A 12398-nucleotide genomic window follows, 5' to 3' on the forward strand; every position below is an offset into this window, starting at 1 on the left:
AGACAAACGCATCCTTGAAGCTGGTACGATTTAATCGTACCATGATTGTCATGGTTTGATCAGGAGCGCATCATGGGTCACGTCGACAAACGCAGCATCACGCTTTCGCCGGAACTGGCGGCGGCGGTCGACGATGTCGTGGCCGCCGGCGAATATGCCTCGGCCAGCGAAGTCATCCGTGATGCGCTGCGGCAATGGAAAGACCGCCGCGATCTTCTCGGCTACACGGTCGAGGAATTGCGCAGGCTGGTTCAGGAGGGGATCGACAGCGGACCGGCGGTGGACGGCCAGCCCTTCATGGACCGGCTGCGAGCCAAATATCACAGGATGTCGGAAGCTGCAGGCTCGGAAGAGTGAAATATCGGCTGCTTCCTCAGGCGATATCAGATGTCGAAGGCATCGGTGACTACATTGCGGAACATAGCCCAAAGGGAGCCATGCGCCTTGTGGGCGCTTTGGAGAGGCGCTGGACACTGCTCACCTTGCACCCGTTCTCAGGTGCGCCGCGCGATGATATCGCGCCCGGCATTCGTCATCTGATCGTCGGCGAATATGTCACTCTGTATCGCATGGGCGAAGACGCGATCGAGATCGTCCGCGTTTTGCACGGCAGGCGCGATATTGGCGCCGACGACTTGGTGACCTAACCGCCAGCTCAGATGCCGATCTTGTCCAGCGATGCCTCGATCGCCTGCCAGAGTTCTTCCACCGGCTCGCAGCCCACCGACAGGCGCACGAAGCCGGGCGGAACCGAATCTCCTCGCTTGGCCCGCCGCTCGGCGGAGGTGTGGACACCCCCGAACGACGTTGCCGCCTGCATCAGCGTGCAGTTGTTGATGAAATCCTCGGCCTTTTCCTGGGAGAGGAGTTCGAAGGACATGAGGAAGCCGAAGCGCTCCATCTGCGCCCGGGCGAGGTTGTGCGACGGGTCGCCCTCCAGCCCGGGGTAGCGCAAGCCGCTAACGGCGCGATGGTTTTTCAGGCGCTTCGCGATCACCTCGGCAGAAGAACACATGCGGTCGAAGCGTACCTCCAGCGTCTCCAGGCCGCGATGCACCAGCCAAGCCTCGAACGGGCCGGGAATGCCGCCCGCGGTCTCGCGCCAGCCGGTGACGGCCGCGATGATATCTGGATTGCGGCTGGCGACATGGCCGAACAGCACGTCGGAATGCCCATTGGCCGCCTTGGTGTCGGCAGCAACGACAATGTCGGCGCCGAGATCGAGCGGGCGCTGGCCGAACGGCGTCATCGTGGTGTTGTCGACGACGACGATCGCGCCCGCTTGGTGCGCGGCCTCGGTGACGGCTGTGATGTCGCAAATGTCCAATCGCGGATTTGACGGGGTTTCAACGTAGACAAGGCGGTAGCCGCCGAAGCCGCCATCGAGGAATGTAGCTGTCGGCCGCAGATCATAGGCGACGCCGAAGGGCTTGAGGAAGCGTTCCGCCAGCGCCCGTGTGGCATGGTAGCCGTCCGAAGGCAAAAGCACGCGGTCGCCGGATTTCAACAGGCCGAAAAACACCGCCGAGATTGCCGCCATTCCGGATGGGAAGCCGACGCATGGCGCGTCTTCGAGATGCGCCAGCATGTGCTCGACTGCATCCCAGGTGGCGTTGCTGTAGCGGCCGTACTGGCTGTAGCCGGCGCCGTCGCCCGGGTTGTGGAAAATAGCGGCCATGGTCAGCGGCAATGGGATGGGGTCGCCTTTGGCAAGTCCGTCGCGCCGCAGATGGGCAAGGGAGGCCGCGCGGGACCTTGCTGTTTCGGACATGGATTTCTGACCTTGTTGCTCAGCGAAAAGACTGACGACGCTATTCGCGGCAGTGATGCGCGGCAAGCCGCTTCCGCTTGGGCCAGCCCGCTCTAAACGGTTCGTTAGGCTTAATGGGAGATAAAAGACGGGAGTGTTGTCAGAGCTGCTCTCACCGGTTGTGGCGCGCGTGTTTGTGAAGCCTGTTCCCGTTGACGCCCATAGTGCCCCATGATATCCCATTTCGATACCAAAGCCTTCGTTCCGCGTCAGGGTAAAGCGTACGCCAATCGGGCAGCCGCGGCGGCTGTGCGTTTGCGGGGTTTTGCCGCTGGGACCGAAGCGGATTTTCGGCAGGGGACGCGCTTCGGCGCGGACGAAAACATGGAGAGGGGTGCGGCGGCGGAAGCGGCTGCAGCGTGTCATGGACCGGTTTCTGTCAAGCGCGGTGAACAGGATCGATGCCAAGGGGCGGGTCTCCGTTCCGGCGCATTTCCGCGCGGTCGTGCAGAAGCGTGGCTATTCGGAACTCTATGCGCTGCGCGGCCTGGACGTGCCTGCGATGGATGTCGGCGGGCTCGATCTGCTCGACCGCTACGAGCAGCGCATCGCGCTGGAAGACCCTTTTTTGCAGACGGCGGACGATATGTCGTTCTTCTGCCATGGCGACGGGACGTTCCTGAAGCTCGATCAGGATGGCCGCATCACGATGAGCGATTTCATCCGCGAGCATACGGGCATCACGAGCGAAGTGGCCTTTGTCGGCCGTGGCAATTTCTTTCAAGTTTGGGAGCCTGGACGGCTGGCCGCCTATGGGGCGCAGGCGCGCGCTCGGCTTTTGCAGCTTCGGCAGGGGACGAAGGCTCACGAGGCCAAGGCTGGGGAGCGGCCGGAATGATGGCGGATCACGGCGATGATCTCAGCGCCGTTGGCGGACCGGTCCGCCACATTCCGGTCCTCCTCGCCGAAGTGCTGGAGGCGCTCTCACCCAAAGCCGGCGATGTGATCGTCGACGGCACGTTTGGCGCCGGCGGCTACACCAAGGCGATCCTGGCGAGCGGCGCCTCGGTGGTGGCGATCGATCGCGATCCCGATGCGATTGCCGCCGGGCGCGGCCTGGAACAGCAATCCGGCGGCAGGCTAAGGCTAGTGCAGGCGCCATTTTCGACGCTGGACGAGCAGGTCGAAAGCGCCGACGGCGTTGTCCTCGACATCGGCATTTCCTCCATGCAGGTCGACCAGCCCGAGCGCGGCTTTTCGTTCCGCACCGACGGGCCGCTCGACATGCGCATGGCGCAGGCGGGCTTGAGTGCTGCCGACGTCGTCAATTCGTTCAAGATAGGCGACCTTGCCCGCATCTTCGGCTTCCTCGGCGAAGAGCGGAATGCCGGCCGCATTGCCCGCATGATCGAGTCACGCCGCGAAAAACGTCCGTTCGAGCGCACGCTCGATCTCGCCGACGCCATCGAAACGCATATCGGCCGCGCGCCGAAGGACAAGATTCATCCGGCCACCCGCGTCTTCCAGGCGCTGCGCATTTTCGTCAATGACGAGCTGGGCGAATTGGCCAAAGCCCTAATGGCATCCGAGCGGGTATTGAAGCCCGGCGGGCGGCTTGCGGTGGTGACGTTCCATTCGCTGGAAGACCGCATCGTCAAGCGCTTCATCGCCGACCGCGCCGACGTCGCCACCGGCTCACGTCATTTGCCCGAGGCGCACGCGCGCACTGCGACCTTCCGCAAGGCTGGTGGCGGCGTGACGGCAGGCGATGCCGAGGTCGCTGCCAATCCGCGGGCGCGCTCGGCCAGGCTGCGTACCGCCATCCGCACCGAGGCGCCGGCGCGCGCCGGTGATCTCACCATTTTCGGCCTTCCAAAGCTTCCCGGCATCCAGGCGCCGCGAGAGAGGTGAATACGTGTTTCGAACCAGCGACATAGTCCTGATCGCCGTCATGGTCTCGGCCGCGGCCCTGACCTACAAGGCCAAGCGCGAGGCCGAGGAACAGCTGGCTTCGGTGCAGAAGATCGAGGCGCAGATCCGCTATGAGGAGGACACGATCGACCTGCTCAAGGCCGACTGGAGCCTGCTGACCCAGCCGTCGCGCCTGCAGAAGCTGGCTGAAATCTACAAATCGCAGCTCGCACTCGAGCCGGTCAATGCGCGGCAGATCGTCGGGCTCGACGACCTGCCGGCAAAACCGCTCAACATCGAGGACCTGTCGTCGCAACGGCTTGGCGGCATGGCCGACAATTCCGGCAAAGGACCAGCCGACAAGGATCCCGTGGTCACCGGAGCCATCGTCCAATGATCGCTGGATTTCCAATGCGCGCCAAACTTCCGTCGGTCGGCAAATTGCTGAAGCGCCGCGCACGGACCGGCGAGGACGGCTCCATCGTGGTCGAAGGCGCGCGCAAGGCGACCGGCGGCAAGGCCAAGACCCGCATCGTGATGACGATGGCGGTGTTCTTCGGCATCTATTCGACCATCGCCGGGCGGCTGGTCTATCTCGGTTTCCAGTCCCCCGACATGTCGAATGGGCCGCAAAGCCGGGTGACGGCGTCGCGTCCCGACATCGTCGACCGCAACGGCGAGGTGCTGGCGACCGACATCAAGACGGCATCGCTGTTTGCCGAGCCGCGCCGCATCGTCGATGCCGACGAGGCGATCGAAAAGCTGTCGACCATTCTGCCCGACATCGACCCCGAGCAGACCTATCACAAGCTGAAGAGCGGCGCCGGCTTCGTCTGGCTGCAGCGGCAGCTGACGCCCAAGCAGCAGGCCGACATCATGCAGCTCGGCATTCCCGGAATCGGCTTTCGCACCGAAAAGCGCCGCTTCTATCCGGCCGGCGTGACCTCGTCCTACATTGTCGGCCTCACCAACATCGACAATCAGGGCATCTCCGGCATGGAGAAATACATTGACGAGCAGGGCTTAAGCGACCTGCAGGCCTCAGGCCTTGCGATCGCCAAGGATCTGAAGCCGGTTCAGCTGTCGATCGACCTGCGCGTCCAGCATGTGGTGCGCGACGAGATTGCCGCCGGCCTCGAGCGCTATCGGGCCATGGGCGCCGGCGCCGTCGTGCTCAACATCAAGACCGGCGAAGTGGTGGCGATGGCCTCGGTGCCGGATTTCGATCCGAACAATCCCTTCAATGCGCAGGACAAGGATCGGCTGAACCGCATGTCGGCCGGCCTCTACGAGATGGGCTCGACCTTCAAGAGCTTCACCTCGGCCATGGCGCTCGATTCCGGCAAGGCGAACATGAACAGCCGTTTCGACGCCTCGCACCCAATCCGGGTCGGCCATCAGGCCATCCACGATTTCCATGGCAAGAACCGCGTGCTGTCATTGCCGGAGGTGTTCCTTTACTCCTCCAATATCGGATCGGCCCGTGAGGCCGAAATGGTCGGCATCGAGGGGCACCGCGAATTCCTGCATCGCCTTGGCCTTCTGGACAGGATGCAGACCGAACTGCCTGAAGTCGCCCGCCCGACCGAACCGAAGGTCTGGAAGCAGGTCAACTCCTTCACCATCGCCTTCGGCCATGGCGTGTCGACGACGCCGCTGCAGGCGGCCGTCGGCTGCGCGGCGCTGATGCAGGGCTATTTGATCCCGCCGACTTTCCTGGTCCGCAGCGAGCAGGATGCCATGGCGGTGGCCAAGAGAGTGGTCAGCGAAAAGACTGTGGAGGGCATGCGCTACCTCTACACGCTCAATGCCGAGAAAGGCTCGGCCAGAAACGCCAGGGCCCCCGGCTACCGCGTTGGCGGCAAGACCGGAACCGCCGAGAAGGTGATCAATGGCCGCTACTCGAAGGAACTGAATTTCAACACCTTCGTCGCCGCCTTCCCGATGGACGATCCGCAGTATCTGGTGTTTACGATCGCCGACGCTCCGCACCCGGAAAAGCCCGGAATGACTGACGTCGCCGCCAACAATGCGGGTGTCATGGCCGGAAACATCATCAGGCGGGCAGCCGCCATGCTTGGCGTGAAGCCAGATTTCAGCCATGAAAATGGCGCAACGCTGGTTTCCTATCAGTGATTCTTAGGGCGCGCCGGCAACTGCGCGCCATTTTGTTGAGATAAACGGGGTTCGATGCACCTGAGAGATTTAGCCGGTATCCTGCCTGTCGAGGGAACATCTTCCCGCGATGTGGAGGTAACCGGGATTTCGTCGGATTCCCGCACGGTCAAGACCGGCGTGGTCTTTTTCGCGCTCGCCGGCAGCAAGGCGGATGGTTCGGCCTATGCCGCCGATGCGGCAAAGCGCGGCGCAGCGGCGGTTGTCGTGGGCAAGGCCGGCGCCATTTCCGGTCTGTCCGTCCCGGTGCTCAGCGTCGACGACCCACGCCTGGCGCTGGCGCTGAGCGCGGCACGTTTCTTCGGCAGCCAGCCGGAGACCATGGTCGCGGTTACCGGCACCGCAGGCAAGACCTCGGTCGCCGCCTTCACCAGGCAGATCTGGGAGCAGGCCGGCTTTGCAGCCGCGTCCATTGGCACCACCGGCGTGGTGGCGCCGGGCCGCAACGATTACGGTTCGTTGACCACACCCGATCCAGTGGCTTTGCACCAGTTGCTCAAGGAATTGGCGGAGGCCGGCGTCACACACGCCTCGATGGAGGCTTCCAGCCATGGTCTCGACCAGCGCCGTCTCGATGGCGTCAAGCTCGCCGCGGGCGGTTTCACCAATCTCGGCCGCGACCATATGGACTATCATCCGACGGTCGAGGACTACCATCGCGCCAAATTGCGCCTGTTCGACACGCTGCTGCCGAAAGGCGCGCCGGCGGTCATCTTTGCCGACGATCCGTGGTCGGCGCCGACCATCCAGGCTGCGCAGGCCGCGGGGCTCAATGTGCTGACTGTCGGCCGCCATGGCGATTTCCTGCGCCTGAAGCGGGTCGAGCACGAGCGCCACCGCCAGCGCGCCGAGGTCGAAGCTGACGGCGTGCTCTACGAGATCGACCTGCCGCTCGCCGGCGACTTCCAGATCGCCAATGCCCTGGTTTCGGCAGGGCTGGCCATTTCCACCGGAACGCCGGTCGCCAAAGCTTTGATGGCATTGGAGAAACTCCAGGGTGCGCCGGGACGGCTCGACCTGGTCGGCGCCACCGCCAATGGCGCGCCCGTCTATGTCGACTATGCCCACAAGCCGGATGCGCTGGAAAATGTACTGGCCGCCGTGCGCCCGTTCACCACCGGCCGCGTCATCGTCGTGTTCGGCTGCGGCGGCGACCGCGACCGGGGCAAGCGGCCGATCATGGGCGCAATCGCCACGCGGCTGGCCGATGTCGTCATCGTCACCGACGACAATCCGCGCTCGGAAGTGCCGGAAACGATTCGTGCCGCGATCCTGGCAGCCGCACCCGGCGCCATCGAAATCGGCGACCGCCGCAAGGCGATCCACGAAGCGGTCGCCATGCTCAAAGCGGGCGATACGCTGATCGTTGCCGGCAAGGGCCATGAAGAGGGCCAGACCATCGGCTCCGAGACGTTTCCCTTCTCCGACCACGAGGAAGTCCGCTCGGCGCTGCGGGAGCGGGCCGCATGAGCGTGCTCTGGACTTCCGAGGCGCTGGTCGACGCCATGGGCGGTCGGCCGCTCGGGCCGATGCCGGAGGGAATTTCGGGGATCTCGATCGACAGCCGCAGCCTGCAGCCGGGCGACGCCTTCTTCGCCATCAAGGGCGAGGCGATGGACGGCCATGACTTCGCGACCGCGGCGATCAAGGCCGGCGCCGGCGTTCTGGTCGTCGCCGAAGTCAAATTGCCGTCGCTCGGGCGGCTGACGGCGCCGATGATCGTCGTGCAGGATGTGCTGGCAGCACTGGAGAAACTCGGTGTTGCCGCCCGCGCCCGTTCCAGCGCAAAAATCATCGCGGTGACCGGATCGGCCGGCAAGACCACCACCAAGGAGGCGCTGCGTCATGTGCTGTCGGCCGTTGGCAAGGTGCACGCGTCGGCGCAGTCGTTCAACAACCATTGGGGCGTGCCGCTGACACTGGCGCGCATGCCCGACGATTGCGATTACGCCGTGTTCGAGATCGGCATGAACCATCCCGGCGAAATCCGGCCACTGGTCAAGATGGTCCGCCCGCAGGTCGCCATCGTCACGCTGATCGCCGCCGCCCATCTCGGCTTCTTCAAAAACCTCGAAGAGATCGCCAAGGCCAAGGCCGAGATTTTTGAAGGCATCGAGCCCGGCGGTGCGGCCTTGCTCAACCGCGACGATGCGCGATGGAAGCTGCTCGACAAGATGGCGCGAGCCGCCGGCGTCGAACATGTCTTTGGCTTCGGCGAGAATGCACGGTCGACCTACAAGCTGACCAAATGCGAGCTGCATGCCGATCATTCCGACATCACCGCCAGGATCGGCGGGCAGGATGTCGTTGCCCGGATCGGCGCGCCCGGCCGCCACATGGTACAGAATGTGCTCGCCGTTCTTGGCGCGGCGCATCTCGTTGAAGCCGACATCGCAAAGGTGGCGGAAGCGCTGGCCGATCTCTCCGCCGAACGCGGCCGTGGCAAGCGCCATGTGCTGCGCCATCCCAAGGGACTGATCACACTGATCGACGAGAGCTACAACGCCAATCCGGCCTCGATGGCTGCTGCCATGGCGCTGCTCAATGCGACGCCTGTCACGGGCGAGGGCCGGCGCATCGCCGTGCTCGGCGACATGCTCGAACTCGGCGACCATTCGGCCAAGCTGCATGCAGCCCTGGCCGAACTGATCGTCGGGACCGGCACAAACACGGTCTTTCTCGGCGGCCCGGAAATGCGGGCGCTGGCAGACATCCTGCCCGACAAGATCAAAACGGAATACCGCGCCGGCGCCGAGGAATTGAAGCCGCTGCTGCTGTCGACGCTGGAGGCCGGCGACGTGGTGATGATCAAATCGTCGAAAGGCATCGGCTTTTCAAAGCTGGTCGAGGCCTTGCTCGGCAAATATCCGGCGGAAGCCGCAGGCACGAAACAGAACTAGTCCGGGGAACGGAATCGTATGTTTACATTGCTCGTCGATTTTGCGGACAAGGTCTCGGTCTTCAATGTCTTCCGCTACATAACTTTCCGCACCGGCGGTGCGCTGATCACCTCGGCGCTGATCGTCTTCATCTTCGGGCCGACCATCATCAATTCGCTTAGGCTGCGGCAAGGCAAGGGCCAGCCGATCCGCGCCGATGGCCCGCAGACGCATTTCAAGAAGGCCGGCACGCCGACCATGGGCGGGCTGATGATCCTGTGCGGCATCGTCGGCTCGTCGCTTCTATGGGCGAACCTCTCCTCGATCTATGTCTGGGTGGTGCTCTTGGTGACGCTGGGCTTCGGTTCGATCGGCTTTTACGACGACTATCTCAAGGTAACCAAGCAGTCGCATCTCGGCTTTTCCGGCAAGGCGCGGCTGGCGTTGGAATTCGTCATCGCCGGCATCGCCGCCTGGGCGATCATGCATAATGGCCAGGCGCCGTTCTCATCGTCGCTGACTTTCCCCTTCGCCAAGGAATTCATCATCAATCTCGGCTGGTTCTTCGTGCCGTTCTCCTGCTTCGTCATTGTCGGCGCCGGCAATGCGGTGAATTTGACCGATGGCCTCGACGGGCTGGCGATCGTGCCGATCATGATCGCGGCGGCATCCTTCGGCGTTATCGCCTACCTCTCCGGCAATGCGGTGTTCGCCGAATATCTGCAGATTCATTTCGTGCCCGGCACCGGCGAACTGGCTGTCGTGCTTGGCGCCGTCATCGGCGCCGGCCTCGGCTTCCTCTGGTTCAACGCGCCACCGGCAGCGATCTTCATGGGCGACACCGGTTCGCTGGCCATGGGTGGCCTGATCGGTACGGTCGCGGTCGCCACCAAGCACGAAATCGTGCTGGTCATCGTCGGCGGATTGTTCGTCGTGGAAATCCTGTCGGTCATCATCCAGGTCGGCTACTTCAAGATGACCGGCAAGCGCGTCTTCCTGATGGCGCCTATCCATCATCATTTCGAAAAGCTCGGCTGGACCGAAAGCCAGGTGGTGATCCGCTTCTGGATCATCGCCGTCATCCTGGCGCTGGTCGGCCTGTCGACCCTCAAGCTGAGATAGGAACCCGCTTGATCCCCGCCGCATCCTTTTCGGGCAAACGCGTTTCGCTCTTCGGGCTCGGTGGCTCGGGGATCGCCACGGCGCGCGCGCTGATCGAGGGCGGCGCCGACGTGCTCGCCTGGGACGACAATCCCGATAGCGTCGCCAAGGCTGCTGACCAAGGCATTGCGACCGCCGACCTGCGCGGCGCCGACTGGTCGAAATTCTCGGCCTTCGTGCTCTCACCCGGCGTGCCGCTGACGCATCCCAAGCCGCACTGGACGGTGGAGTTGGCGCGTGGCTCCGGCGTCGAGGTGATCGGCGATATCGAATTGTTCTGCCGCGAGCGGATTGCGCGCGCGCCTGATGCGCCGTTCATCGCTATCACCGGCACCAACGGCAAGTCGACGACCACGGCGCTGACCGCGCATATCCTCAAATCGGCAGGGCGCGACACGCAGATGGGCGGCAATATCGGCCGGGCCATCATGACGCTCGATCCACCGCAGGCTGACCGGGACTATGTCGTCGAGTGTTCGTCCTACCAGATCGATCTCGCGCCCTCGATCAACCCGACGGCCGGCATCCTGCTCAACCTGACGCCCGACCATCTCGACCGCCACGGCACCATGCAGCATTACGCTTCGATCAAGGAGCGGCTGGTTGCCGGCAGCGAGACGGCGATCGTCGGCGTTGACGATTCCTGGTGCGCGCAGATCGCTGACCGGCTGGAGAGGGCGGGCCGGGAGGTGATCCGCATCTCCAAGCGGCTGCCGCTGACCGACGGTTATTTCGCAGACGGTTCCGATCTGATGGAAGCCGTCCATGGCCGCTACAGCCGCGTCGCCTTCCTCGAAGGCATCGGTTCGTTGCGCGGCCAGCACAATGCGCAGAACGCGCTTGCCGCTGTTGCCGCCTGCCTCAGGGTCGGCTTGAGCCTGGGCGAGATCCAGGCGGGACTGGAGAGCTTTCCAGGCCTCGCGCATCGCATGGAGCAGGTCGGACGCAAGGACCACGTGCTGTTTGTCAACGATTCCAAGGCGACCAATGCCGATGCGGCGGCACCCGCGCTGTCGAGTTTTTCGCGCATTTACTGGATCGCCGGCGGACTGCCCAAGGAAGGCGGCATCGAGCCGCTGCGCGGTTTTTTCCCACGCATCGCCAAGGCCTATCTGATCGGCGAGGCGGCGCCCGCGTTCTCGGCGACGCTCGGCGAAGCCGTGCCCTATGAAATCTCGGGCACCCTGGCCGCCGCGGTCGACCATGCCGCGAAAGACTCGGCCAAGGATGACAACGGCGAGGTGGTGGTGCTGCTGTCGCCGGCCTGCGCCAGTTTCGACCAGTTCAAGAATTTCGAAGTTCGCGGCGAAGCCTTCAGGCAAGCTGCGAATGCTATCGAGGGTGTCAAACCCATCGGAGGGGCACGATAATGCAAAGCCGTCTCGACAAAAGCCCGGTTGCAACCTGGTGGTGGACGATCGATCGCTGGTTCCTGGCGGCGTTCCTGTCGCTAATGGGGCTTGGCATCGTCTTGTCCTTTGCGGCAAGCCCGGCGGTGGCCGAACGCATCGGCCTCGATAGTTTCCACTTTGCCACCAGGCAGATCATCTTCACCGTGCCGGCGCTCGGCGTGATGCTGGCGGTCTCCTTCCTGGAATCGCGGCAGATCCGGCGCATGGCGCTGATCATCCTGGGCATCATGCTGGTGCTGATGGTGGCCGTGCTCTACATCGGCGTCGAGGTGAAGGGCGCGCGGCGCTGGGTGTCGTTTGTCGGCATGTCGATCCAGCCGTCGGAATTTCTGAAACCCGCCTTCGTCATCGTCTGCGCCTGGCTGTTCGCCGAACACAAGCGCCAGCCCGACATCCCCGGCAATTTGTTTGCCATGCTGCTGCTGATCCTGGTCATCTCGCTTCTGGTGGCGCAGCCCGATCTCGGCCAGACCATGCTGGTGACCGGCACCTGGGGCGTCATGTTCTTCATGGCCGGCCTGCCATGGCTATGGATCATCGCGCTTGGCGCCACCGGCGCCGGCGGCCTGTTTGCCGCCTATACGGTGTTCCCGCACGTCGCCGCCCGCATCGACAAATTCCTGACCGGCGAAGGCGACACGTTCCAGGTCGACATGGGCCGTGAGGCGCTGATCAACGGCCACTGGTTCGGCGTCGGCCCGGGCGAGGGCACGGTCAAGCGGGTCATTCCCGACGCGCATGCCGATTTCGTGTTTTCGGTCGCCGGCGAAGAGTTCGGGCTGATCATGTGCTTCTTCATCATGTCGATCTTCGCCTTCATCGTGCTGCGCGGCTTGAGCACGGCATTGAAGGAACATGATGATTTCACCCGCTACGCCGTCGGCGGTCTCGTCACCGTCTTCGGCCTGCAGTCGGTCATCAACATGTGCGTCAACCTGCAACTGATGCCGGCCAAGGGCATGACGCTGCCTTTCATCTCCTATGGCGGCTCCTCGCAGATCGCCATTGCCATCTCGATGGGCATGGTGCTGGCGCTGACGCGCAAGCGACCGGAAAAGCGCAAGCAGATGGGCTTTGCCCTGTCGCAGCGCGCCCTGCCGGCGGAGTGAT

General features: G+C 63.7%; 12 protein-coding genes. 11 read left to right on the top strand and 1 reads right to left on the bottom strand.

Annotated features, from left to right (window positions below; translation table 11 throughout):
- Positions 1–72 precede the first annotated feature (72 nt).
- Positions 73–357 carry a type II toxin-antitoxin system ParD family antitoxin gene (locus NKJ58_RS06735; RefSeq protein ID WP_023668264.1) on the top strand — a complete coding sequence of 95 codons (285 nt, stop codon included), beginning with the start codon at positions 73–75 and terminating at the stop codon, positions 355–357.
- Positions 354–647, top strand: coding sequence for a type II toxin-antitoxin system RelE/ParE family toxin (locus tag NKJ58_RS06740; RefSeq protein ID WP_352519890.1), 294 nt, complete (start codon positions 354–356; stop codon positions 645–647). Before NKJ58_RS06735 ends, NKJ58_RS06740 begins: the two co-directional genes overlap by 4 nt.
- An 8-nt stretch (positions 648–655) precedes the next feature.
- On the opposite strand, the gene NKJ58_RS06745 is transcribed toward NKJ58_RS06740, so the two are convergent.
- Complete coding sequence (locus NKJ58_RS06745) at positions 656–1771, bottom strand: cystathionine gamma-lyase (protein ID WP_352519906.1); 1116 nt, start codon at positions 1769–1771, stop codon at positions 656–658.
- Positions 1772–2174: 403 nt separating this feature from the next.
- Between NKJ58_RS06745 and mraZ the strand changes: the two genes are divergently transcribed.
- From mraZ to ftsW, 9 genes are read left to right on the top strand one after another with little or no spacing between them, the layout of a single operon-like run.
- Complete coding sequence (gene mraZ, locus NKJ58_RS06750) at positions 2175–2648, top strand: division/cell wall cluster transcriptional repressor MraZ (RefSeq protein WP_023682144.1); 474 nt, start codon at positions 2175–2177, stop codon at positions 2646–2648.
- A complete protein-coding gene (gene rsmH / locus NKJ58_RS06755) occupies positions 2645–3661 on the top strand; it encodes a 16S rRNA (cytosine(1402)-N(4))-methyltransferase RsmH (protein ID WP_023714771.1) in 1017 nt (338 codons plus the stop codon). Before mraZ ends, rsmH begins: the two co-directional genes overlap by 4 nt.
- 4 nt (positions 3662–3665) lie before the next feature.
- Entirely contained in the window at positions 3666–4058 is a 393-nt protein-coding gene (ftsL, locus tag NKJ58_RS06760) for a cell division protein FtsL (RefSeq protein ID WP_023682142.1), read from the top strand.
- 14 nt (positions 4059–4072) lie between these two features.
- A complete protein-coding gene (locus NKJ58_RS06765) occupies positions 4073–5797 on the top strand; it encodes a peptidoglycan D,D-transpeptidase FtsI family protein (RefSeq protein WP_023682141.1) in 1725 nt (574 codons plus the stop codon).
- 54 nt (positions 5798–5851) lie between these two features.
- Positions 5852–7306 carry a UDP-N-acetylmuramoyl-L-alanyl-D-glutamate--2,6-diaminopimelate ligase gene (locus NKJ58_RS06770; RefSeq protein ID WP_352519888.1) on the top strand — a complete coding sequence of 485 codons (1455 nt, stop codon included), beginning with the start codon at positions 5852–5854 and terminating at the stop codon, positions 7304–7306.
- Positions 7303–8736 (top strand): UDP-N-acetylmuramoylalanyl-D-glutamyl-2,6-diaminopimelate--D-alanyl-D-alanine ligase, encoded by a 1434-nt coding sequence (locus NKJ58_RS06775; RefSeq protein WP_352519886.1) that lies wholly within the window; start codon positions 7303–7305, stop codon positions 8734–8736. Before NKJ58_RS06770 ends, NKJ58_RS06775 begins: the two co-directional genes overlap by 4 nt.
- Before the next feature lie 18 nt (positions 8737–8754).
- Positions 8755–9837, top strand: a complete 1083-nt coding sequence (gene mraY / locus NKJ58_RS06780; RefSeq protein ID WP_023668273.1) for a phospho-N-acetylmuramoyl-pentapeptide-transferase — start codon at positions 8755–8757, stop codon at positions 9835–9837.
- Between the two features lie 8 nt (positions 9838–9845).
- Complete coding sequence (gene murD / locus NKJ58_RS06785) at positions 9846–11246, top strand: UDP-N-acetylmuramoyl-L-alanine--D-glutamate ligase (protein WP_023712435.1); 1401 nt, start codon at positions 9846–9848, stop codon at positions 11244–11246.
- Positions 11246–12397, top strand: a complete 1152-nt coding sequence (gene ftsW, locus NKJ58_RS06790; RefSeq protein WP_023668275.1) for a putative lipid II flippase FtsW — start codon at positions 11246–11248, stop codon at positions 12395–12397. The genes murD and ftsW overlap by 1 nt, the downstream gene beginning before the upstream one ends.
- Position 12398 lies beyond the last annotated feature (1 nt).

The sequence above is a fragment of the Mesorhizobium sp. M0139 genome (assembly GCF_040322455.1).
In the GTDB taxonomy this organism is placed as follows: Bacteria; Pseudomonadota; Alphaproteobacteria; order Rhizobiales; family Rhizobiaceae; genus Mesorhizobium.

Excerpts from the sequence above, each read along its gene's own strand:
- NKJ58_RS06735 (WP_023668264.1), top strand. The coding sequence starts at position 73 with ATGGGTCACGTCGACAAACGCAGCATCACGCTTTCGCCGGAACTGGCG.
- NKJ58_RS06745 (WP_352519906.1), bottom strand. The coding sequence starts at position 1,771 with ATGTCCGAAACAGCAAGGTCCCGCGCGGCCTCCCTTGCCCATCTGCGG.
- mraZ (WP_023682144.1), top strand. The coding sequence starts at position 2,175 with ATGGACCGGTTTCTGTCAAGCGCGGTGAACAGGATCGATGCCAAGGGG.
- rsmH (WP_023714771.1), top strand. The coding sequence starts at position 2,645 with ATGATGGCGGATCACGGCGATGATCTCAGCGCCGTTGGCGGACCGGTC.
- NKJ58_RS06765 (WP_023682141.1), top strand. The coding sequence starts at position 4,073 with ATGCGCGCCAAACTTCCGTCGGTCGGCAAATTGCTGAAGCGCCGCGCA.
- NKJ58_RS06770 (WP_352519888.1), top strand. The coding sequence starts at position 5,852 with ATGCACCTGAGAGATTTAGCCGGTATCCTGCCTGTCGAGGGAACATCT.
- NKJ58_RS06775 (WP_352519886.1), top strand. The coding sequence starts at position 7,303 with ATGAGCGTGCTCTGGACTTCCGAGGCGCTGGTCGACGCCATGGGCGGT.
- mraY (WP_023668273.1), top strand. The coding sequence starts at position 8,755 with ATGTTTACATTGCTCGTCGATTTTGCGGACAAGGTCTCGGTCTTCAAT.
- ftsW (WP_023668275.1), top strand. The coding sequence starts at position 11,246 with ATGCAAAGCCGTCTCGACAAAAGCCCGGTTGCAACCTGGTGGTGGACG.